At 37.8% G+C, this 22,797-nt stretch carries 18 protein-coding genes; 11 read left to right on the forward strand and 7 right to left on the reverse strand.

Features of this window, described 5'->3' with window-relative positions:
- Positions 1–96: 96 nt before the first annotated feature.
- Positions 97–393, reverse strand: coding sequence for a GIY-YIG nuclease family protein (locus JL102_RS18085; RefSeq protein WP_202245858.1), 297 nt, complete (start codon positions 391–393; stop codon positions 97–99).
- 466 nt (positions 394–859) lie between these two features.
- Between JL102_RS18085 and JL102_RS18090 the strand changes: the two genes are divergently transcribed.
- The 7 genes from JL102_RS18090 (at position 860) to JL102_RS18120 (ending at position 12,109) form a co-directional block, all read left to right on the forward strand.
- The gene (locus tag JL102_RS18090; RefSeq protein ID WP_237390654.1) at positions 860–1,255 is read left to right on the forward strand and encodes an SRPBCC family protein; all 396 of its coding nucleotides are present in this window, start codon (positions 860–862) and stop codon (positions 1,253–1,255) included.
- Between the two features lie 183 nt (positions 1,256–1,438).
- Positions 1,439–2,287, forward strand: coding sequence for a universal stress protein (locus JL102_RS18095; protein WP_202245860.1), 849 nt, complete (start codon positions 1,439–1,441; stop codon positions 2,285–2,287).
- 133 nt (positions 2,288–2,420) lie between these two features.
- On the forward strand, positions 2,421–5,588 hold the full coding sequence (locus tag JL102_RS18100) for a UvrD-helicase domain-containing protein (RefSeq protein WP_202245861.1): 3,168 nt from the start codon (positions 2,421–2,423) through the stop codon (positions 5,586–5,588).
- Positions 5,589–5,675: 87 nt separating this feature from the next.
- Complete coding sequence (locus JL102_RS18105; RefSeq protein WP_202245862.1) at positions 5,676–6,476, forward strand: SDR family oxidoreductase; 801 nt, start codon at positions 5,676–5,678, stop codon at positions 6,474–6,476.
- A 7-nt stretch (positions 6,477–6,483) separates the two neighbouring features.
- On the forward strand, positions 6,484–8,313 hold the full coding sequence (locus tag JL102_RS18110) for a glycoside hydrolase family 15 protein (RefSeq protein WP_202245863.1): 1,830 nt from the start codon (positions 6,484–6,486) through the stop codon (positions 8,311–8,313).
- Positions 8,314–8,464: 151 nt separating this feature from the next.
- Complete coding sequence (locus tag JL102_RS18115; RefSeq protein ID WP_202245864.1) at positions 8,465–11,311, forward strand: PD-(D/E)XK nuclease family protein; 2,847 nt, start codon at positions 8,465–8,467, stop codon at positions 11,309–11,311.
- A 60-nt stretch (positions 11,312–11,371) separates the two neighbouring features.
- Entirely contained in the window at positions 11,372–12,109 is a 738-nt protein-coding gene (locus JL102_RS18120; RefSeq protein ID WP_237390655.1) for a hypothetical protein, read from the forward strand.
- On the opposite strand, the gene JL102_RS18125 is transcribed toward JL102_RS18120, so the two are convergent.
- Positions 12,099–13,433 (reverse strand): carboxypeptidase-like regulatory domain-containing protein, encoded by a 1,335-nt coding sequence (locus JL102_RS18125; protein ID WP_202245866.1) that lies wholly within the window; start codon positions 13,431–13,433, stop codon positions 12,099–12,101. The two genes, JL102_RS18120 and JL102_RS18125, sit on opposite strands and share 11 nt — an antisense overlap.
- Positions 13,434–13,560: 127 nt before the next feature.
- Here JL102_RS18125 and JL102_RS18130 point away from each other — a divergent pair, with 127 nt between their 5' ends.
- Positions 13,561–14,931: a cystathionine beta-synthase gene (locus tag JL102_RS18130; protein WP_202245867.1), complete on the forward strand. Its 1,371-nt coding sequence runs from the start codon at positions 13,561–13,563 to the stop codon at positions 14,929–14,931.
- 210 nt (positions 14,932–15,141) lie between these two features.
- Here JL102_RS18130 and JL102_RS18135 read toward each other — a convergent pair whose 3' ends face one another.
- Positions 15,142–15,303 carry a DUF1328 family protein gene (locus JL102_RS18135; protein WP_202245868.1) on the reverse strand — a complete coding sequence of 54 codons (162 nt, stop codon included), beginning with the start codon at positions 15,301–15,303 and terminating at the stop codon, positions 15,142–15,144.
- 209 nt (positions 15,304–15,512) lie between these two features.
- On the opposite strand from JL102_RS18135, the gene JL102_RS18140 reads away from it, so the two are divergent.
- Complete coding sequence (locus tag JL102_RS18140; RefSeq protein ID WP_202245869.1) at positions 15,513–17,036, forward strand: tetratricopeptide repeat protein; 1,524 nt, start codon at positions 15,513–15,515, stop codon at positions 17,034–17,036.
- On the opposite strand, the gene JL102_RS18145 is transcribed toward JL102_RS18140, so the two are convergent.
- The gene (locus JL102_RS18145; protein ID WP_202245870.1) at positions 17,033–17,620 is read right to left on the reverse strand and encodes a hypothetical protein; all 588 of its coding nucleotides are present in this window, start codon (positions 17,618–17,620) and stop codon (positions 17,033–17,035) included. The genes JL102_RS18140 and JL102_RS18145 overlap by 4 nt on opposite strands.
- A 205-nt stretch (positions 17,621–17,825) precedes the next feature.
- Between JL102_RS18145 and JL102_RS18150 the strand changes: the two genes are divergently transcribed.
- Positions 17,826–18,545, forward strand: a complete 720-nt coding sequence (locus JL102_RS18150; protein WP_202245871.1) for a pirin family protein — start codon at positions 17,826–17,828, stop codon at positions 18,543–18,545.
- 52 nt (positions 18,546–18,597) lie between these two features.
- Here the strand turns inward: JL102_RS18150 and JL102_RS18155 are convergent, their stop codons facing one another.
- Both JL102_RS18155 and JL102_RS18160 read right to left on the reverse strand, forming a co-directional pair.
- Positions 18,598–19,338 carry a lysophospholipid acyltransferase family protein gene (locus JL102_RS18155; protein ID WP_202245872.1) on the reverse strand — a complete coding sequence of 247 codons (741 nt, stop codon included), beginning with the start codon at positions 19,336–19,338 and terminating at the stop codon, positions 18,598–18,600.
- Positions 19,339–19,625: 287 nt separating this feature from the next.
- On the reverse strand, positions 19,626–20,387 hold the full coding sequence (locus JL102_RS18160) for a carboxypeptidase-like regulatory domain-containing protein (protein ID WP_202245873.1): 762 nt from the start codon (positions 20,385–20,387) through the stop codon (positions 19,626–19,628).
- Positions 20,388–20,530: 143 nt separating this feature from the next.
- On the opposite strand from JL102_RS18160, the gene JL102_RS18165 reads away from it, so the two are divergent.
- A complete protein-coding gene (locus tag JL102_RS18165; protein ID WP_202245874.1) occupies positions 20,531–22,303 on the forward strand; it encodes an OmpA family protein in 1,773 nt (590 codons plus the stop codon).
- Positions 22,304–22,351: 48 nt separating this feature from the next.
- On the opposite strand, the gene JL102_RS18170 is transcribed toward JL102_RS18165, so the two are convergent.
- Positions 22,352–22,708: a hypothetical protein gene (locus JL102_RS18170; protein WP_202245875.1), complete on the reverse strand. Its 357-nt coding sequence runs from the start codon at positions 22,706–22,708 to the stop codon at positions 22,352–22,354.
- Between the last annotated feature and the right edge of the window lie 89 nt (positions 22,709–22,797).

The raw sequence follows: 22,797 nt of genomic DNA on the forward strand, positions 1-22,797 counted from the left end.
CAGCGAGTAATAATCTGTTATTGTATCGAACTACTCAAGGCTGTAGGCCTTAAATACAAGGATCTCTCCTGTCGTCGAGATGACCACATTCTTTTATTATGATGCCACTTCATGGTTTAGAAAGGTCCAATGTGGATTGAAGGATTCAATGAGATTAGCTTTTTTTGCTCTACTCCATTTTTTGATTTCCTTTTCCCATTCTATAGCTGCTTGAATCGTTGTATGCCTTTCATAATAAATCAATTTGTAGCAATAATACCTGCCAGCAAATGTTTTAGGTTGCCCTCTATTTTCAAAGTGTTGTAGTAATCTAGTGTAAAGGTCGTTTGTAACTCCAATATAAAGAGTCGTTTTTTTGGGGTTAGTTATGATATAAACAAAATAGTTGCCCATGTATTAATATAATCAATTCTTCATAATTAGTCACTTTCTCACCCCCACAGTCATTTCGACGAAAGGAGAAATCTATTCACCTCGAATTGAAGACTAATGAGGCATTAGTGCTTAAGCTATTGCAGTTATCCGCTCTGTAGGTCACAGCGAGTAATAATCAGTTATTGGATCGAACTACTCAAGGCTTTAGGCCTTAGATACAAAGATCTCTCCTGTTGTTGGGATGATCACAGTTTGTAGCATTTAGTCATTTCAATCCCCAACATTTGGTTCAACCGTACAAATTGAAATGACATTATCTGTAAACATGTCATTGGTACGAAAAGAGAAAACCATTAATTTCGAAGCAATGAACGAGGCGAAGTAACGAAGATTATAATAAGAAATGCCAAGAATTTATTTATGTACGCATATCAACGCTCCCGTGCAAAGATGTTTTGATCTCTCTCGTAGTATTGATTTACATATGAAATCTACCAGCCATACCAAAGAGTTTGCTATAGATGGTGTTACTTCAGGATTAATAGGATTGCATGAAAGTGTGACTTGGAAGGCAAAGCACTTTGGTGTTTGGCAAAAACTGACAAGTCGCATTACTGAATTTCAATACCCTGATTATTTTGTAGATGAAATGGAAAAAGGGATATTTAAATCATTCAGGCATGAACATCATTTCAGGAAAAATGAGGATGGGCTCACTGAAATGGTCGATAATTTTGTGTATTCTTCTCCTCTGGGAATCTTAGGCGTTGTTGCTGATAATCTGTTTTTGAAGAAATATATGAGTGACTTGCTTTGCAGGAGAAACCATATGATTAAAGAAGTAGCTGAATCAAATCAATGGCTAGGCATATTGAAATAAAGCTTTTATTTCTCAGGCGCATAAAGGAAGTTCTTTCCTGGTTTTGCAATGACTCAAACGTTACTAGGGCTTTTATTAAATGAAAAACCTGACAAAATGCAGCTTTTTTTATGTTCAGGAGGCATATCTGCTTTGATAAATGTGCGTTAACTTTAGCATATAAACATTGAAATATTGATAATTATGAAACGAATATTAGTTCCAACAGATTTTTCAGACCAGGCAAAATATGCTCTTGATGCAGCACATAGAATAGCCTTGAAAACTGGTGCTGCGCTTGTTTTAATTCATGTTATTGAAGATGCTACGGTTACTTCCGTTCATTATACCGGAGAGGTAGAGTTGCCAGAAATGACTGACCGGCTGTTTATGATGCGCATGATTGAAAAGGGAAAGAAAAAGCTTGAAAAGCTAGCTACTAGTGAAGCTTTTTCAGATATAGTAGTAGAACAGGAATTGCGTATTGGTAGCCCATATCATAACATCAGGGATATTGTTAGTGAGCAGGAGGTGGATTTGGTAGTAATGGGTACCAAAGGAAGTTCTGGTGTAGAGGAATTTTTGATTGGCTCTAATGCAGAAAAAGTGGTGAGGCATGCTAAATGTCCTGTGTTAACTATTCACGAAGAACTCCAAAACCATTCTTTGGAAACTATAGTATATGCCACTGCTCTTGATGAAGATGAGATTGCATCTTTTGAAGTAGTAAAGATATTCCAAGCTATGTATGGGGCTAAAATTAATATTGTAAGAATCAATACACCTAATAATTTCCAGCCTGATAGAGTTGCTCTTAAGGAGTTAGAAGAGTTTGCCGAAAAATTAAAGGTGGATAATTATGAGCTGAGAATCTTTAATGATAACTCTGAAGAGGAAGGCATTATTTACTTTGCGGAGCAGGTAAAAGCAGATCTGATTGCCATGGCCACTCACGGAAGAACAGGACTATCACATCTGCTGGGAGGGAGTATTGCTGAAGATGTGGTGAACCACACCAGAAGGCCAGTACTTACCTACTCTTTGAAAAAATAAATTATTCTATTCTCTGTGAATATAAAAGATATTTAAATGGAACAAGAAGGTGTGTAGGTTTGGCTATAAAGTTGAAGTAATACTGAGCTTAAAAGTTTATTCACCGCTGTCGATTGTATAATTTTACACTCACATGTCTGCAGAAAGTTTCATAATTTATAGATCCTCAGCGGGTTCTGGTAAAACTTATACCCTTACCAAAGAGTACCTTAAGCTCGCTTTAAAGAGTACGCGTTACTACAAGTACATTCTGGCAGTGACCTTTACCAACAAGGCCATGCAAGAGATGAAAAACAGGATCATACAGAAGTTGCATGAGTTTTCTGAGGGTAAAATGGATGGTATGGCTGAGGAGCTTATGGCTCATGCTAACTTAGATGAAACCACTTTTCAGCTAAAATGCAGACAAATTCTTACAGAGATACTCCATGGATATTCACACTTTTCTATTAGTACCATAGATACCTTCTTTCAGAAGGTGATACGGAGTTTTGCTAAAGAGCTGGGCCTGGCGGGTAGCTACAGGTTAGAATTAGATGTTGACCTTATACTTATTCAAATTGTTGACGACCTGCTTTTCGAGGTAACGGAGAATAAACAGATTAGAGAGTGGATCATTCGGTTTGCCCGTGAAAATTTGCAAGAGGGCAATAACTGGGATGTAAGGAGGAACATTAAAGACCTGGCAAGGGAGCTTTTTAATGAGAGCTTTAAGTACATAGAGGATGAAATAGCGGGGCATGATCATTCTTTAGTGAAGAAATTAAAGACCTCTATAGATGAAATAATAGCTGTTTTTGAGAATAAAATGCATAGCCTGGGAGCTGAGGGCTTACAGCAGCTGAAGGGCAATGGCTTGGAAATTGAAGACTTTTCTTATGGCCGAAGTGGGGCTATGGGACACCTGTATAAAATTTGCAAAGACAACAAATCTTATGAGCCTGGTAAACGGCTCTTGTCAGCATTGGAAGGAGGCAGCTGGTATAAGAAAACTTCAAAAAAGGCTGATCTTATAGATATGACCTTGGCTTCTGGTCTGGAAGATATACTACGGCAGTCAGTAGATTATTATGCTCAGCAGTTTGAAGTATATAGTACGGCACTGCAAATTAAGAAATTTCTTTATGGCTATGGCCTGCTGGCAGACTTAGCCCGCAAGCTTCAAGAGTATAAAAAGGCAAATAATGTGATGCTTATTTCTGATGCTACTCGTTTTTTGAAAGAGCTGGTGCAGGATGCAGATACTCCGTTTGTGTATGAAAAGGTAGGTTCTTTTTACAGGCATTATCTTATCGATGAGTTTCAGGATACCTCCGGCTTTCAGTGGGAGAGCTTTAGGCCATTAGTTGACGATAGCCTAGCACAAGGGTACAAAAACCTGGTGGTAGGTGATATAAAGCAATCTATTTATAGATGGCGTGGTGGAGATTGGGAGTTGCTTTTGAGGAAAATAGAGAGCGATATTGGGTCTAATAGGACCACTAATAAAGTACTGGATACTAATTTTAGAAGTGAAGCCAATATCATTCAGTTTAACAATAGCATTTTTAAATTGCTGCCCCAGGTGCTTATGAATGAAGGCGGAAGTGATCAGGATCCGGATTGGCAGGTGCTAGATCAGGTATATGAAGATACTTATCAGAAAATACCTCCGCATAAGCAGGAAAACCCCCAAGGTTATATCAACATTACCTTTTACAAAGATGAGGAAGACGATAAGTGGAAAGACAAAGTAAGCCGTCAGTTGCCTCAAGTGGTAGAAGAACTTCAAGATAAAGGAGTCCCTCTCAAAGAAATAGCCGTTTTGGTACGGAATAATAAGGAAGGAAAGACGGTGGCAGATTACCTGTCTGACTATGAGCACTCTGCCCAGGCAAAAGAAGGCTATAGATATGATGTGGTATCTAACGAATCCTTGTTTTTAGTGGCGTCACCGGCTGTGCGCCTGGTAGTTTCAGCACTGCGCTACCTGGCCGATGCGAAGGATAAAGTGGTACAGGCACAGCTCGTATATGATTATCAGAAGGCCGTTAAAAAGTCTGCCGAACCAGTGAGTAAGCTCATGCAATCAATTGGCAAGGGTAAGTTTGAAGAGTGGCTGCCAACGGAATTTTTCTCTCGAAAGCCTTATTTAATGCATTTGCCTTTTTATGAATTGGCAGAAGAACTGATTAATATTTTTGAGGTGAATCAGCTACATGGTCAGTTCGCTTACCTGCAAACATTCCAAGATCTGATATTGAAATTTACCCAAAATGAAAAAGGAGATGTATTCTCATTTTTAGAGTGGTGGTATGAAAAAGGCTCCAAAGCAAGTATTAAGGTAGCTGATGATCTTGATGCTATTAGAATAATGACTATTCATAAGTCAAAAGGATTGGAATATACCTCCGTGATAGTGCCATTTTGTGATTGGGAAATAGATCACCAACGTTCTCCTATTATCTGGACGGCCTCAGATCAAGAGCCTTTTAATATAGGACATTTGCCCTTAAAGTATAAAAAGGATTTAGCCGCCACCGTCTATAAGGAGGATTATGAAGAAGAAAAAATAAAGGCGCACTTAGATAATCTTAATGTTTTATATGTGGCCTTCACCCGAGCTGCACATAACCTTTGGGTGATGGCTCCTGATAAGAAAAAGCAAATATCTAAAGTACTGAGAGACACTCTGGCGAATAGTAGTTTCGAGTTGTATGAAGCCTGGGATGAAGAGGAGAATGTCTTTGAATATGGCAACAGAGATTATAAGTTTGAAATAGAAGAGGAGCATGCTGCACCAGCGCTCACTTTGAAAAGCTATCAGCATTTTGACTGGCGACAGAAGATAGCTGTAAAAAACGCAGCTAAAGATTTTACAGAAGCCGATGATCGGAGGGTGAAGATCAATTATGGTATTCTTATTCATAATCTGCTGGCCAGTGTAGAGGTGATGGCAGACCAAGAGCGTGCGTTGGAAACCTTACGCTATGAGGAGGGTCTTAATAAGGATCAGATAAAAGAAATATCGGGTCTTTTAAAGGATTTGTTGGCTAACCCTGCCGCAAAGGGATGGTTTACCGCTGATTGGAAAGTGTATAATGAAATGCCTATTATTTTGCCCGGTGCAGAGTACCGACTTGATAGGGTAATGATCAAACAAAATAAGGCCATTATTATTGATTATAAAACGGGTATACCCAAAAGTGAAGATCAGCGGCAGATGACTAACTACAAATCTCTACTTTCTGAGATGGGGTACGAAGAGGTGCAGGGATATTTGTGGTATCTAGGAGAGAATAGGGTGGAAGAAGTATTATAAGCTGGCCTTATTTATTAAAAGATGCCTTTTAGGCTAACAATTTTTCGTGGTAGACATTATTATAATGTTGATTTTAATTAACTAACCATGAAAAAACTAGCCAACCAAACCGCCATAATTACAGGATCAAGTTCAGGAATAGGTCAGGCCATAGCCATTGCTATGGCTAAAGAAGGAGCCAATATTTGTATTAACTACCATAGCAGTGAAGACGGTGCCGAAGAGACTCAGAATGAAATAGAAAAAGTAGGAGGCTCCTCTATTATAGTACAAGCCGACACCAGTAAGCCGGATGATGTCAAAAAAATGTTTGACCAAACAATAGATGCTTTTGGAACAGTAGATATTGTGGTAAGCAATGCTGGGGTACAAAAAGATGCTCCTTTTATGGAAATGGAGTATGAAGACTGGAAAAAGTTGATTGATATTAACCTGAATGGTCAGTTTCTCTGCGCCAAACAAGCAGCCAAAGAATTTATTAAAAGAGGAGTAGTAAAGGACCGATCAGGGGCTGCAGGTAAGATTATCTGTATGAGCTCTGTGCATGACATTATCCCATGGGGTGGGCATATCAATTATGCTACAGCCAAAGCAGGCATATTGATGTTTGTGAAAACTTTAGCACAGGAGCTGGGCCCACATAAAATAAGAGTAAATGCGCTGAGTCCTGGTGCTATAAAAACAGATATTAATAAAGAGGTATGGTCTGATGAGGAGGCTAGTAAAAAGCTCAAAGAGCTGATACCTTACGGAAGAATAGGAGAGCCTGAAGATATAGGTAAGGCCGCTGTATGGCTCGCCTCTGATGATTCTGACTACATGCAAGGACAAACGCTTTATGTTGATGGAGGTATGACCCTATACCCCGGTTTTAGCGATAACGGATAAAAAATTTATGAATAAAGAACAAAGTGACTATAACCCGATAGCTAACTATGGGGTAATTGGTAATCAAAATACCATTGCTCTGGTGGGAATGGATGGAGCTATTGACTTTATGTGTTTTCCCAGGTTTGATTCGCCATCAATTTTCGCCTCTATACTTGATAAAAAGAAAGGAGGTAGTTTTCAGATTATACCTGATCTGAAAGAGGTTGATTACAAACAGCAATACCTGCCGGAAACTAATGTATTAGTCACTCGCTTTCTGGCTTATGAGGGTATGGTGGAGATCACTGATTTTATGCCTGTAAAATCTCAGGAAGGAAGCTGTGAATTGATCAGAAAAGTGACTGTCATTCGGGGTAAGGTAGCTTTTAAAATGAAATGTGAGCCGCGCTTTGAATATGCCAAAGAAAGAGGAAAGGCGATAGCTAAAGATGATAAACAAGTCTTTTTTGAAGATGGAGATCAGGCTGAATTTATTCGTTTGGTTTCTGATATACCGTTAAAAGCAAGTGAACATGATGCTTGGGCTGAATTTGAGTTAGAAGAAAAGGAATCTGCTTGTTTTGTATTGGAAGCAGTGCATAATGAAGATGAAACTGATGAATTTGGTGCAGATTTAAATGATCGTGTGCACAGGCTTTTTATAGAAACCGTGAATTACTGGAAGAGTTGGGTGGGAAAATCGAAATATCAGGGCAAGTGGCTGGATATGGTTCAGAGATCCGCCTTAACATTAAAACTTCTTACCTCACATAAATACGGTGCTCCTGTGGCTGCGGCCACTTTTGGTTTGCCAGAGCATATAGGTGGTACAAGAAACTGGGACTATAGATTCACCTGGATAAGAGATGCCGCCTTTACTATGTATGCATTTATACGCATGGGATATACTGAAGAAGCAGGCCATTTTATGGATTGGATTCGCCATCAGTTTGATGAAAACATGCAGGATGGCAGTGAACTACAGCTTATGTATGGCGTAGATGGAAAGGCCGAATTAAAAGAGATGGAGCTTGATCATTTGGAAGGATACATGCATTCTACTCCTGTGCGAATAGGAAATGAAGCTTATGATCAGCTGCAAATGGATATCTACGGAGAGCTTATGGATAGTATTTATCTCTACGATAAGTATGGAGAACCTGTTACCTATAAATTCTGGGAATCGTTAAAAAGGCATATAGAATATGTTTGTGATAATTGGCAGGTGAAAGATCATGGTATCTGGGAGATAAGATCAGAAAAAAGAGAGTTTTTGTATTCTCGTGTAATGTGTTGGGTGGCGGTAGATAGAGCTATTCGTCTGGCAGAAAAACGCTCTTTTCCTTATCCTTTTGAGAGATGGAGAAAGGTTCGTGATGAAATTTATACTAATGTGTATGAAGACTTTTGGAATGATGATTTAAAAGCCTTTGTACAATACAAAGGAGCTGATGTGCTAGATGCCTCAGCCTTGCTGATGCCTCTTGTTCGTTTCATTAGTCCATATGACCCTCGCTGGCAATCTACTATGGAAGCTATTGAAGAAGAATTGGCCACAGACTCATTGGTATACAGGTATAATACGGAGCATGATATTGACGGTCTAAACTCAGAAGAGGGAACATTTTCAGTATGCTCTTTCTGGTATGTAGAGTGCTTATGCCGTGGTGGGCAGGTAGAGAAAGCCAGGTTGTTTTTTGAAAAGATGCTTTCTTATGGTAATCATCTGGGGCTTTATGCAGAGCAGATCGGATTGCGAGGTGAGCAATTAGGAAACTTCCCTCAAGCCTTTACGCATTTGGGGCTGATAAGCGCCGCTTATGCTATCAACAGAGCTATTGATAATGATAAATGACAGATAGGCAATAATTACTGATCGGTAGCTAATATCACTGAGCTCAGGAAGATACCTCTATAAATTTTATTAGCTTCGCTCTTACTTTTAATGATAAAAGAAACAACTTCCTTCTCCCGGTTTTAAAGAGAGGGTAAGAGCAAAATTGTCTATGAAAAGATTTATCCAGGAAATAGCTGAAGATATTTTGCAAAAGCATGGAGCACACCTGCCTGATGTAACAGTGATTTTTCCTAACAGAAGGGCGGGACTTTTTTTAAGAGAAAGTCTGCGAGAACTGGTAGATAAACCTACGTGGTCTCCTAATATTATCTCTTTTCAGGATTTTATAGCTCAGCAGGTGCCTACACAGGTTGCCGATAAACTCTTTTTAACGCATCAACTATTCGATGTGTACAATAAAATAATGAAGACCAAAGAAGGGTTTGACCGATTTTATTATTGGGGGCAAATGCTGCTAAAAGATTTTGATGATGTAGATAAGTATCTTGTAAATATTGAGAATTTATATACTAATCTAAGTAGACAAAAACAGCTCGATCTCACCTTTGATTTTCTCATGCCTGAGCAGAAGGAAATTATTCAACGTTTTTGGCAGGGGTTTGATCAGACCAAATCAGAGCAAAAAGAACGATTTGAATTTGTTTGGGATCGACTATTTAAGGTCTATACTGAGTTTCAAAATCGCCTAAAAAAGCAAAACCTGGCCTATGAGGGTATGCAATACCGCTATGTGGCGGAAAATCTTGATAGGTTAGCATTTAAAAAAAGTAGCGGTCCGGTTATTTTCGCCGGCTTTAATGCGTTGAACCTGGCGGAGGAGAAGGTGATAAGCTTCTTCCTTGAGAGAAAAAATGCAGAGATGATCTGGGATTTGGATGGGTACTATCTTGAGGATGACAATCAAGAAGCAGGCACCTTCCTGAGGGAGTATAGAAATAAAAATATTTTCGCGCCTACTTTTCCGCAAGATGTGCCTCATTTCTTAAAACATAACCCTAAGGAGATTGAGGTGGTGGGAGTGCCTCAATATGTAGGGCAGGCCAAGGTGGTAGGTCAGCGGCTGGGAGAGTTACTTGCTGAAGATCCGCATTTGGATCTTCGTAAAATAGCAGTAGTGCTGGCAGATGAGGCGTTGCTTTTTCCTTTGCTTCATTCTTTGCCAAATGGAATAGAAGCCATAAATGTAACCATGGGTTTTCCCTTAGCCTATGCACCTATTAACAGTTTAATAGAACATATTCTGGACTTGCAGCGCACTATTCGTCATGATCCTGATGGTAATATTCTGTATAGCTTCAAACCAGTACTGGCCATACTGCGGCACCCATTGGTTCTCCCTTTTGATGCCGAAGAAATAGAAAAACTGGCAGAAACTATTGAATCAGATAATAAGGTTTTTTTAGTACAGAGTGATCTGATAGAACATCCTTTAATCAGCACCATATTTCAGGAAGCAAGAGATAAGCTAGTTACTTACCTGTCTATAATTTTGCTGGTGCTTCATGGCGGCAAGGAGAGTACTGAGATAGAGATCGAATATATACATCATTTTTATCAGATTCTAAATCGATACGAGGAGCTGCTATCAGATGAGGATAAAAAAACAGACCTGTCTTCTTTTAGCAGATTGTTTAAGCAGCTGATTAGTACGGAGAGATTGCCTTTTTCAGGAGAACCGCTCAATGGCTTACAAATCATGGGGGTGCTGGAGACCAGAAACCTCGACTTTGATCACGTGTTCGTACTGTCTATGAATGAGAACTTTTTCCCTTCGCAGGGAGGTAAGCATTCGTTCATTCCTTATAATCTTAGAAAGGCTTACGGACTGCCTAATTTTGATCAGCAGGATGCGATCTATGCCTATCTTTTCTACAGGTTATTGCAAAGAGCTTCTTCTATAGAGTTTTATTATAATACTGAAGGCAATGACATGGGCGGTGAGGAGATGAGCCGTTTTTTGCAGCAACTTATTCATGAGTCAGGCTTTGAAATAGATCAGCGCGTGCTGTCTAGCTTTGCAGAGCTGGAAGAGCGCCGCGAAATAGTGATAGAAAAAGATGAGGAGGTGCTGGAAAGCTTAAAGCGCTATTTGCTTAATAATGGTCGTTCATATCGTAGATTATCACCCTCAGCGCTCAGTACATATTTAGATTGTCGTTTACGCTTTTACTATCGCTACGTGGCAGATTTGTATGAGAAAGATGGTATCGATGAAGATGTGGATGCGCGCTCATTAGGCAATGTACTTCACTACGCTATGGAGGTGCTGTATGATGATTATATCAAAGAGAGAAACAGCGGTATTACCATAAGAAAAAACGATTTCAAAAGCCTTAGGTTAAGGTTGGAAAGAGCCGCTGTCAAGGCTTTTAGGCAGCAGTTTTCAGTAGCTGAAGATCGGATATTTTATTTTGAAGGCAAGAATATCATCGCTAAAGAAATCATTAAGGATTTTATGAGCAGTATCCTTAAACTAGATGAAAACTATGCTCCCTTTGATCTGATAGGTGTAGAAAAGAAATATGAATTAGATCTGCCAGTTCACCTAAACAATGCAGAGGCTGTGGTAGGCCTGCGAGGTACTATTGATAGGCTGGATAAAAAAGGTAATAACGTGCGGCTTATCGATTATAAAACCGGGCAGGATAAACATAATTTTGATGAAATAGCATTGCTTTTTGATAGGAAGAAAAAGAATAAAGTAGCCTTCCAAACCATGTATTATGCGTTGCTTTATCAGAAGGAAAAAACTCCTGAAGAGGTGATGGTGCCAGCTGTGTTTAATAAAGATGCATTGTTCCTTGGAGAAGACGTGTTGCTTGCTCATAAGAAGTTGGGTGAAGTGAACAATGCTGAGCTTTTTCTGTCAGAATACACAGAACATCTCAAGGAGCTGCTAGCCGAATTATTTGATCCTGATGTGCCTTTTGATCAAACTGATGAGGAGCAGAAATGTAAGTTCTGTGCGTATAATAATATCTGCGCCAGAGGGTAATTGATAAGGTATTGTTAAATATAGTATTCACTTTAATCCTAAATGAAAATGAGGTTTTTATTGCTAGTAATTTTAATGTTGTTTACCATATTGTCTAATGCCACACCTACTAAGTTAGTGGTAAGAGCAAAAGCTAAAGATGCTAAATTTATAGGGTCATCCATAGGAGGGGCTTTGGTGGTGGTTCGTAAAACAACTACCGGAGAAATACTCGCCGAAGGAATGACTCAGGGTAGCACAGGCAATACCTCTTTGATTATGAAGGAACCGCATGAACGATACAAATCTTTGGTAGAAGATAATACAGCCAAATTTGAAGCACTGTTGGATATTGATGAGCCTGTATTTGTTACCATAGAAGTTACAGCCCCTTTTAATCAGCCACAGTCATCCGTGAGGGCCTCTACTCAGCTGTGGCTCATTCCAGGAAAGGATATAGATGAGGAAGGTGTGGTGCTGGAAATTTCAGGTTTCATAGTGAATGTGATTACACCACAAACTCATGAGTCCTTATCTGGCGGAAAGTCTAACATTTCGGCTAATATAGTTATGATGTGTGGCTGCCCGCTTACTAACGGCGGATTATGGGATGCCGAAAAAATAGAGGTAAAAGCGATTATAAAACAAGAAGGTGAATTGCTAACGGAGCTGCCTCTTCAGGTTAAGACAAAACCGAATACTTTTGAACAGGAATACGCATTTTCAAAGGCAGGCAATTATGAGATTATTATCTATGCTTATGATGCAAGAACAGGAAATACTGGCGTAGGTAAAGTGAATTTTATGGTTAGTAATTAGAGTTGAGAAACATTTGAAAAATATTATCCTCTTTATGCATTTGTTCATAAGAGGTGTAATCGTTAGGTAGTGGTATTACCCTGCGTCCATTGTTAAACATAAATTGTTTTTTCAAAGGATTATCTTCTTTACTCAGGTCTTCTTTTACTTTTTCTGCAATAGGGCGTTGTTGAACTTGCCAAAAGGTGGGTTCATAACTTATCAGCGGGTTAATCATTTCATTATAAAGGATCTCCCGTTGATCATAGTTTAAATCTGGGGCTTTGTTGTCTCTAAATTCTCCACCCTGTAATTGTATAGACTCCTTTAAGGTGTCAGTATTTAAGTAGTAAGAAGTGTTTAAATCGGCCTGCTTAAGATAATATTTGTTATCTATTTTTATAAAATCAAGACTGAAATCAGTTGCTACACGAGAAATTTTGCACGATTCATAAAGAATGTCAGAAGCATCCTGATCTTTAATTTCTATTCTTAAAAGAGCAAAATCGTCAGCTTTAATAAAAGCTTGGCCGCTGTAAGAATGCTTTTGTGATGATAAAGAGCTAAAGCCTATTACTAAAACATCAGAATTATCATACACCGTGAGACTGTCAATGGTATATCGGAATTTGTTTTTGTTTTTCTTATTAAAAGGGCCATCATATAAATACTCACTTTTAGCTCTGGATAGCTTGTCTATTTCTAATGTTCTTTTTCGCTGAGAATTACATTCTGAAGGGAGCTGATATTGCGAGCGCCGCATATTTTTCCATTGTGCAATGTCGTAAGAGAATATAGAGTTTTTGCGGTTGTAAGAAGGGTTATAGCCTGATATTAAAAATACTCCATAAGCTTCTGTATACCCCTCATAGTCACTGTTTACTTTTATCGTTTCTTTATAAAAACCATAGAGGTAATATGAGTCTTTTCTAAGGAAATCATCAAGGCCTTTTTCTACACTATTTACTATGTCTTTCGGATCTTCCTTTTCTGCTAAAACTACTATTTCACTAAGCATAGTTGTTTTAGGGTTTAAGAAGATAGTATCTGTTTTTTGTTTGATGATGTTTTCGACCTTGTCTTCAAAACTTTCAAAGCCAATGTTAGAAACAGACAGTGTTTGATGCAGGTAGGAGGTTTCCTGTGGTAATAAAAACTGGCCATTTCCATTCGTACTGAAACCGTACTGCATCTTAGGGAAGGCGATTGTAGCAAAGGGAATCGGCTCATGATCTTCTGCATTGGCTACAGTGATTTTAATCCTTTCCTGGGCCTGTAAAATCTGGAAAGATGATAGTATACTGATGAGAAGGAGTAGAGTTTTATAATAACTATAGTGTTGCATGAACCTTATATTTCTATTCAATTTTAAACGGTATTGCGGCTAACTTGTTTTGAATAGGGGAAATAAGAAACGGTTTCTTATAAATTGAGTGAAGAACTTGCTAATTTTGATTAAAAATTAAAAAAATATGTACTATAATTCTATTATTGAAGCCATTGGAGATACTCCATTGGTAAAACTAAATAGCGTTAGTAAGGGTATTAAGGGGACTATCTTGGCTAAAGTAGAATATTTCAATCCAGGAAATTCTATGAAAGATAGAATGGCTCTTAAGATGATTGAAGACGCAGAGAAGGATGGTAGTCTGAAGCCGGGAGGTACTATTATAGAAGGAACCTCTGGTAATACTGGGATGGGACTTGCTTTAGTGGCTATTGCTAAGGGTTATAAATGTATTTTTACACTTTCTGATAAGCAATCTCAAGAGAAGATAGATATACTTAGGGCCGTAGGAGCGGAGGTGATAGTTTGTCCTACCAATGTGGAGCCGGAAGATCCTCGTTCATATTATTCTGTGGCAAAAAAACTACATAAAGATATTCCTAATTCTATCTACCCTAATCAGTATGATAACCCTTCTAATGCCGCAGCGCATTATGAAACTACGGGTCCGGAGATTTGGCAGCAAACTGAGGGGAAAATTACACATTATGCGGCAGGTGTAGGTACAGGAGGTTCTATGTGTGGTACGGCTAAGTATTTAAAGGAGCAAAACCCTGATGTAGTATCTGTAGGTATTGATAGCTACGGTTCAGTATTTAAAAAATATAAGGAAACGGGCATTTTTGATAAAAATGAAATTTACCCTTACATGACTGAGGGTATAGGTGAGGATATTTTACCCAAAAATGTGGATTTTAGTCTCATCGATCATTTTGTTAAGGTTACTGATAAGGACGCAGCCATCATGACTAGAAGATTAGCCAGAGAAGAAGGTCTTTTCGTAGGTTGGTCTTGTGGTTCTGCCGTGTATGGAGCTTTAGAATATGCCAAAGAAAATCTGCAAGAAGGTGATACTATGGTAATTATCCTTCCTGATCATGGTACCAGATACCTGGCTAAAGTGTATAATGATAGCTGGATGAAGAACCATGGGTTTGATGAAACAAGAGAATATGCTACGGCTAAAGATATTATTACCCGTAAAAATGGAGCAGCGCAACTTTATTCGGTAGAGAAAGCCATGAAAGTTGGTGAAGTGATGAAAGTCCTTAACCAAGAAGGTATAGACCAAGTTCCTGTAGTGGAAAATGATGAGTTTGTAGGAAGTGTTTCTACTACTAAATTGTTAGAAAAGCTTATTGAAGACCCTGAATTGAGGAATAAGCCGGTGTCTGATATTATGGATGACCCTATGCCTTTTGTGGCTATGGATAATACGCTTGATGTGTTATCATCTATGATTAACAAAAATAATAAAGCAGTTTTAGTGCGTGATGTTAGCGATCAGGTACATATCATAACCCAGCACGATTTATTGGCTGCTATAAGTAATTAAATATTGGCATAGTACTTGCAATGATTTTTGCAAGGTTGATAACATGTTAATGTAAGTAAGTTTTGGGAAAAGGCCTCACTTTTATGAAAGTGAGGCCTTTCTTATGTATACCGTACCATGATAGAAATAATAAATAGTGTGATATAAAAAAAGCTCTGACATCAAATCAGAGCTCTTAGTTTTTATGAGAGTTATATCGTAGGGTTATCTTCAGCGCCTTACTGCACCAGAGATCAATGAGATTACAAATAGTACTAAGAATACAAAGAATAATATCTTAGCGATTCCTGCGGCACCTGCAGCTATTCCTCCAAATCCAAAAAGGGCTGCTACTAAAGCTACTATCAAAAATATTACTGTCCATTTAAGCATAATTGAAAATTTTGTTGGTTTCTGATTATCTATAGTATAATAATTTGGCCAAAAACGACATTTAATATAATGGTCTGATAATCAGATACTTGTAAAATAAATAAAATTCTAAAATTTCTGTTTATTGTAGAATTTTTGATAAATTGAGTAATATTTTGCTCAAACAATCTAATTGTTGTAGTGAAAACTGAACCCTACGAACCTGATTTATGAGGAAAGGCAATTTGTTTATGTGGCTAATTATGTTTTTCGTGGCGCCTTCCTTGGCTCAGGAAAATGTTATTAATGATCTTTCGCTAGCTTTTAAAAAAGCTAGGTCTGAGAAGGAGAGGATAGATTTATTAAATGAGCTAGCCTATCACTATACCTATAGTAATCTAATGGCGGCTAGTGATGATGTTGCAATAAGCTATGAAGCATCAAAGCAGGCGGACTATCAGTTTGGACAGGCCAAAGCATTAAATGTAAAAGGGACGATTGAATGGAATCAGAGTAATTATGCTGAAGCTCTTAAATTTTTCTTGGAGGCACTAGATCTTTTTAAGGTAGTAGGAGATAGTCATGGGGCTTTGATTTGCTACAATAACATCGCAGAGATCTATAAGAAATTAGGAGAAATGAGAAAAGGGCTGAAATACCTAATGAAGGCCCAGGCTCTTCAATTAAAGGCTTATGGAAATATGCAGCCTCTTATTTCTGTAAATATTGGTGAGGTATATTTACACGAAGGTAATTATGATTCAGCTACTTTTTATTTCATGGAGGCGCTAAATAATGATGATATCTACGATAGGGCAAAGTCATATGCCTACGATGGTCTTGCGGGTGTGGCGCAGGAAACACGAGATTTAGATGCCGCTACTTATTTTAATAAGCGCGCTTTGGAGATTAGAAAGGCCATTAATGAACAGCGAGCAGTGAGTATATCTTTTACTAAGCTGGCAGATTTAGCCGCCTTGAAAGATGATTATTCTTTAGCACTGTCTTATTTTGATAGCGCCTTAGTAGAGGCTCGAAAAAATCGGGCTAAAGATCTTAAAATGGATATTTATGAAAGAAAGGCCCAAATGTTTAGAAGGAAAGGCGACTATGAAGAGGCTCTTCAAAATTATATGAGTTATGCTCAGTTAAAAGATAGTGTTTTCAATGAACAAAAAGCCAATCAAATGGCTCTATTGCAGACTAGGCATCAAACAGAGCTTTTGAAGCACGAAAATGAAACTACCATGCTGGCGCTAAAATATCGGAATCAGATTATTTTTATAATAGTGCCCCTTTTATTGGTCACACTTTTGATCAGCTATTTACTATATAAAAAGCGTAAGGCTCAGAAATATGTAATTCAGGAGTTAGCAGAGAAGAACAGTCATATTCAAATGCAAGCAGAAGAATTACAGGCACAGTCTGAGAAGGTGATGATACTCAACAACAATCTTGAAAATTTAAATACAACTTTAGAGGATAAGATAAAAGAGCGTACTCGAATATTAAAGGAACAGAATAAGGTGTTAGCCGAATATGCTTATATAAATGCACATGAACTGCGTGCGCCTGTGGCTACAGTTATGGGGCTGGTCAATTTACTTAAGAACTCTAAAATTGAAGGAAAAGAAAGAGAAATCATTGAATATCTCGCTAAGGCTTCTTCACAGCTTGATTCGGTCATAAAAAATTTAAAATATAGACTGGAGCGCCATGATGATAGCCTTATAGAAGATGAGGAAGTTCATTAAACTAATACCAGCCTTCTTTTGCTGGGTAGTAATTCTTTAAGTTCTGGTGGTGGACCAAAGTGGTTTTTCAAAAAGTTATCTAGTTCATCACGGGTTTGCTCAGATAGTAATTCAGCTATTTCATCCAGTGCAGCACCGCAAATCATATAAGGCATATGATCTAGCTCCATTTGGTTGCCTTTGCAGTGAGCGTATATCTGATACTCTTCAGATTCTTTTTGAGATTCACCTTTGAGCATACAGGTTTCCATCCAGGCTTCCGGGGTGCCAGGGTTATTTTGCATGATTTCCATTCTGGATGGGAGATCTATATTGTTCGCAAAATACTGCTCTATGCTTTGCATAGATTCTTTTGATATTTGTTTTCTTAGCTTTTCTGCGCAGGGCAGGCAGATGGCATATTCAAAAATAACATCCTGAGCTTTGAAGCCTTTATAATTTTTGATGGCTTTTTCTATAAAATACTCACTGTCATCGCCCAATAAATACTTATCACATTCTATACAATGGTCAAATGGCTTTTCGGAGCTGAATGAATGAAACACTTTGGGGATTTCTATCAGATTTGTATTATTATCTTCCATGCTATAAATCTAAGAGATAATATTTGAGTAATGAAATTACCGTTCTAAATTTCAAAGGGCTCACTTTGAAATGGATGGCGATGAAACTCTCTCTGGGGCCTGTTTGTAGTAGTCAATGTGCGACTTGTCTTTTTTTCTGTACTATTTTGTAACAAAAAATGTCAAATCCACTTATTAATGTTTAAACATTGATTAAATTTGAGTCATGAAAAAGATTATTCACAGAGCTAATACAAGAGGTCATGCTAATCATGGCTGGTTAGACACCCATCATACATTCAGTTTTGCAAGTTACTATGATCCGTCTCGAATGAATTTCGGAATGCTACGTGTATTGAATGATGATGTAGTTTCTGGTGGAGCTGGTTTTGGGAAGCATCCACATGATAATATGGAAATTATTTCTATTCCTCTTTCAGGTAGTCTGAAGCATGAAGACAGTATGGGTAACTCAGGAGTAATTGAAACTAATGAGGTTCAGATCATGTCTGCAGGAACAGGGATTGTACATTCTGAGTTTAATCCCAATGAAAACGAGAAGGTGAATTTCTTGCAAATTTGGGTATTTCCAAAGCAACATAATATTGAGCCCCGTTATGGTCAAAAGGCTTTCAACCCAGAAGATAGGTTGAATAAAATTCAAACAGTGGTAAGTCCCGAACAAGGAGGTGATGCCCTATGGATTAATCAGGATGCTTACTTTTCATTAGCAAATATGGAAGAGGGCTTAGAGCTTACATATGATTTAAAATCACCTCAACATGGAGTATATATATTTAATCTCTCAGGCGAAGTGGCAGTAGGAGATGAGGTTTTGGCCAAGAGAGATGGCATGGGCATATATGAAGTGGATCAATTCACGCTTCAGGCAAAAGAAAAGTCAGATGTCATTCTGATAGAAGTACCAATGACGAGCAGAGGGTAGAGGAGAGAGGTACTATTTATTTGAGTTTGAATGAGGTCTTTTTTTTAAGGCCTCATTTTTTTTCTTCATACTTTTCTATAATTGCCATCATGGCATTATATACTCTTTCTTTCAAGAAGGGTAAGTCTTTCAGTTCGTATTCTGAGGCGTCAATTTCATCTCCAAAAACCACTTTAACACGACCGGGTTTTAGGTTAACTGTGCTGGGGGGCATTAATTTTCCCGCATTTATGATTACCGTAGGCATAATGTAAGCTCCTGATTCTATAGCTATTCTAAAAGCCCCATCATAAAAAGGCTGAAGAGGTAAGGTCGTTCTGTTTTGGGTTCCTTCAGGGAAAATAAGAATAGAAATGCCGTCTTTCAGCGTTTTTGTAAGTTTCATCATACTTGCTTTTCTACTTTCTACGCTTGAGCGGTCTACGATTACCGTTACCAGTTTTACTATGATGCCAAAAATAGGAATTTTAAGAAGCTCCTTTTTTGCCAGTGGCCTAAATTGCCTGGTGATTGCCTGAACCAAACCGGGTAGGTCAAGGAAAGAAGTATGATTACAAGTATATATGTATGATTTTTTCTTATTTATCTTATGCTTATCAATAATAGAATATCTGATAAATGTGAAAAAGCTAAAGATTAATGACCATAACCTGAGACCAAAAAAGCTGGCATTTCCATATTTTGCTCCCAGCATAATTGGGAATATGATCAGGGGTAACAGTATTATCATGAATACGGTGAAGATAAGTAGCACCCATATTCTATAAAGGAATAAAAATATTGTCTTAGCCATTTTCATAAAAGCCGTGAAATTACGAAAAGCAAGTTTATTAATAGGTCTATTAATAGGTTTTCATTTCAAATTCTAAATTTAGCTTATCTTAACCGTTTTTTGAGGTTAAAAAATTAGCTTTTCATTTAAAATAATGCTTTTTAAAGGTGCTTTTTTAGAAAAAACGAACTATCTTTAAAATGTAACTAAAAAATGTTTAACCTCTTTGCTTGCAAAAAACAGCTATTACCCGATAGCTGTTTTTTTTATGTCTATCGCTTAGTTCTAAAAAGGATGGGTGAATGGAATTAATCTTGTTTTGGAAGTTCTTTTTGCTCTAGTTCCACAAATTTGGTGAGGCATTGGTTCACAGCCACTGCTATTTCATATTCACTGGAGTTTATTATGAAATTTTCTTTCAGCTCGCAGTATACCATAAAATCTTCTACTTTATCTTCAGGTAAGCCCGTAAGCTCTATCACTACTCTTTTGTTATACTTTTCTTTGGCTAAAAGCTGATTGTCATATGCCCTTTCATAGCGCTGTAATTTTTTCTTTTCTTTAGCCTCTTTGCTCACCTTGTTATAAATAGCAGAAAATGGTCCGCCTATTGATACTCCTCCTTCGGGTTGAGTCCACTTAGGGCGAGTAGGTGTATTAAGCATTACAGAAGTTTCATTATCCTTAACTATAGGGGTTTGCATGTTTAAAATGGCTTGCTTCAACGCTTTTTCATCTCTGTAAGCAAATACTTTTACAGGCTGAAGCTCCATGGTAGAGGTATTAAGCTCTATAGTAAGGTCAATTTTATTAGTCTGTACGTTTTCTTTGATTGTATAGGCATAAGGCTCAAATCCGATTGACGAAAACACCAGAGTATCGGTTTTGTCCATAGTTATCCAAAATCGCCCTTCTGTGTTACTAACCACCCCTTTATTGGAAGTTTTGTTTACCACATGAACAAAAGGAACAGCAGAATTAGATTCTGCCTCTATTATCCTTCCGGTAATTTCTATATTACTATTCTGACTATATGCAAATAGGCCTGTAGTCAATAATAATATTATCAAGAATAGGGGTCTGAGCAATTTCATATTACGTGAAGATAAATAAAAATCAGTATTTTTTTATTACATTATGTCTGTTCGTAGTATACATGTTCTTAACGAACCGCTTTTAATTTTTAATATTTTTATCAACAAAGATTTTTTTAATGAAGAACATCTGCGCATCAGCCTTATTTTTAGTCTATAGTTTAGTTGGTTTTGCACAAGAGTATAATGAAAGGTATGAATTAAAAAACCTGGGCAGAAAAGTGAATACAGCCTACCATGAGGGCGCTCCTGTGATCTCGCTTGACGGTAAAACGCTTTATTTTTTCGTTCATAATTCACCAGACAATACCTATGGAAAAGAAGGTAGTCAGGACATCTGGTACACACAGCTGGATGCCAACGGAGAGTGGGGCGAAGCCAAGCATATGGAAAAGCCACTCAATCAACATCATTCTAACCAGGTGTTTACTGTATTGCCAGATGGCACACTTTTTATAAGAGGAGGTAATTCTAAAAATTCAAAAGGTTTTTCGTTTACCAAAAAAGAGGGTAGCGAATGGGCTAAGCCTGATGAAATCGATGTAGATGACTTTAATAATATGAATCAGGGTAAATTTTATGGAGCTACTATGTCATCAGATGCTCAGTTTATGATTCTTTATTTTAGTGAAAAGTCTAATGGTACCTTTAGTGATCTTTATCTAAGCAAAAAGATTGAAGGAGACAAATGGTCAAGACCTGTGAAGTTGGCCAAGAACTTGAATACTGAAAGGGATGAATTTGCTCCTTACCTTGCTCCTGATAATAAAACCTTATACTATTCTAGTAATAGAAAAGACATGGGTATAGGTAGTGCTGATATATACAAGACTGTAAGGCTTGATAACAGCTGGACAAAGTGGTCAGACCCTGTGAATGTGGGAAGGCCCTTGAATACCAGTGCTTTTGATTCTTATATGTCTATAGATGCTTCAGGTCATGTTTTTACAGCGCAGTCTGGCAGAACGATCGATGGTGGAAATTTGGATATTTTTCAATTGATAGAAAAGGATATTAATATTTCTCTTAGAGGAATGGCTTTAGATGCCAAAACACAATCACCAATAATAGCTCAGCTAATTATAGATCATGACGGAGATCTGGACAGCCTGGAAATAGATAATCTTAATGGCTATAAAGTAAAGCTCAAAGGCGAGGGAAAGATTAAATTTTCGGTGTCGGCAGAAGGATATCATCCTGTAAAAGCTGATTTGCTGGTGAAAGATGTAATGCGTGATACTACCATTATTAAAGATTTTATGCTTAAGGCACAAAAGCAAAATCCTATGCTTACCGTAAATGTTTACAACGCAAAAACCAATGAGCCTTTAAAATCAGAGCTTAACATCAGATACAGAAAGAATAATAAAGACTTTGTTAGTCAGGAGCTGCCTAATGGTTACTTTGAGAAGGAACTTACGGAAAAGGGCTGGTACATGCTCAGTGCTTCTGCCGAAGGCTTTTTAAATGCCAGCGATAGTATTCAAAATCTGGATAAGTCTGGTAGCCTGCTTACCAAAGATTTATATCTTTTACCAATAGAAGTAGGTGCTACAGTGAGGTTGAAGAATATATTCTTTGATTTTGATAAGACTACTTTGAAGCCTGCATCATACGTGGAGCTCAATAAAGTGGTGGAATTCTTAAAAGATAACCCATCTGTGGAAATAGAGATTGCAGGCCATACTGATAGCAAAGGATCAGATGATTATAACCTTAACCTGTCTCAAGGTAGAGCCGAAGCAGTAGTTAGCTACCTAACAGAACAAGGAATTGATAACTTCAGGTTAGTAGCCAAAGGTTATGGAGAAACTGTACCGCTGGAAACTAACGATACAGAGGAAGGTAGGGCAACAAACAGAAGGGTAGAATTTACGGTGCTGAAGAAGTAAAGAGAAATAAATTTCATAAAAAGCCACTTCGGAAACCGGAGTGGCTTTTTAATTAGTGTCTCTTCTAACCAAAGCGAAGAAGTTGTTATCTAGAGGTAGATAGCCATATTCATAGCAGAAATAGTAGACTGCACCAGCCTTGGTAGTATAGGTGTTGGTGTAAAAATTAAAATCAAATCCTTTTTCCACTAGTCGGTCACGGTGGGTTTTAGCTTTTCCTTCTGGGGTGAGTCCCATGAGAATTCTTCGATTTTTCCTCAATGTAGTATTTACTGTTCTGATATAGTTATTACTATCACTATTGAGCTTATTGTTGTATGCATTTCTGCATAGATCTGAACAGAACTTCTTATCCGCTCTTCCAAAAATTGTAGCTCCACATTCTAAGCACGCTTTTTCCTCCATATCGCAAGTGTCTGATAATAAGATGTATATCCGTTTATAAACGTTTACAAACGCTTGTAAGTGTAATTTAAGTGAATGTAAACATTTAT

Origin of the sequence: Fulvivirga sediminis, from assembly GCF_016757215.1 — a bacterium.
In the GTDB taxonomy this organism is placed as follows: Bacteria; Bacteroidota; Bacteroidia; order Cytophagales; family Cyclobacteriaceae; genus Fulvivirga; species Fulvivirga sediminis.

Excerpts from the sequence above, each read along its gene's own strand:
- JL102_RS18115 (WP_202245864.1), top strand. The coding sequence starts at position 8,465 with ATGAAAAGATTTATCCAGGAAATAGCTGAAGATATTTTGCAAAAGCAT.
- JL102_RS18140 (WP_202245869.1), top strand. The coding sequence starts at position 15,513 with ATGAGGAAAGGCAATTTGTTTATGTGGCTAATTATGTTTTTCGTGGCG.
- JL102_RS18105 (WP_202245862.1), top strand. The coding sequence starts at position 5,676 with ATGAAAAAACTAGCCAACCAAACCGCCATAATTACAGGATCAAGTTCA.
- JL102_RS18165 (WP_202245874.1), top strand. The coding sequence starts at position 20,531 with ATGAAGAACATCTGCGCATCAGCCTTATTTTTAGTCTATAGTTTAGTT.
- JL102_RS18145 (WP_202245870.1), bottom strand. The coding sequence starts at position 17,620 with ATGGAAGATAATAATACAAATCTGATAGAAATCCCCAAAGTGTTTCAT.
- JL102_RS18085 (WP_202245858.1), bottom strand. The coding sequence starts at position 393 with ATGGGCAACTATTTTGTTTATATCATAACTAACCCCAAAAAAACGACT.
- JL102_RS18095 (WP_202245860.1), top strand. The coding sequence starts at position 1,439 with ATGAAACGAATATTAGTTCCAACAGATTTTTCAGACCAGGCAAAATAT.
- JL102_RS18135 (WP_202245868.1), bottom strand. The coding sequence starts at position 15,303 with ATGCTTAAATGGACAGTAATATTTTTGATAGTAGCTTTAGTAGCAGCC.
- JL102_RS18155 (WP_202245872.1), bottom strand. The coding sequence starts at position 19,338 with ATGGCTAAGACAATATTTTTATTCCTTTATAGAATATGGGTGCTACTT.
- JL102_RS18130 (WP_202245867.1), top strand. The coding sequence starts at position 13,561 with ATGTACTATAATTCTATTATTGAAGCCATTGGAGATACTCCATTGGTA.
- JL102_RS18110 (WP_202245863.1), top strand. The coding sequence starts at position 6,484 with ATGAATAAAGAACAAAGTGACTATAACCCGATAGCTAACTATGGGGTA.
- JL102_RS18100 (WP_202245861.1), top strand. The coding sequence starts at position 2,421 with ATGTCTGCAGAAAGTTTCATAATTTATAGATCCTCAGCGGGTTCTGGT.
- JL102_RS18125 (WP_202245866.1), bottom strand. The coding sequence starts at position 13,433 with ATGCAACACTATAGTTATTATAAAACTCTACTCCTTCTCATCAGTATA.
- JL102_RS18170 (WP_202245875.1), bottom strand. The coding sequence starts at position 22,708 with ATGGAGGAAAAAGCGTGCTTAGAATGTGGAGCTACAATTTTTGGAAGA.
- JL102_RS18090 (WP_237390654.1), top strand. The coding sequence starts at position 860 with ATGAAATCTACCAGCCATACCAAAGAGTTTGCTATAGATGGTGTTACT.
- JL102_RS18150 (WP_202245871.1), top strand. The coding sequence starts at position 17,826 with ATGAAAAAGATTATTCACAGAGCTAATACAAGAGGTCATGCTAATCAT.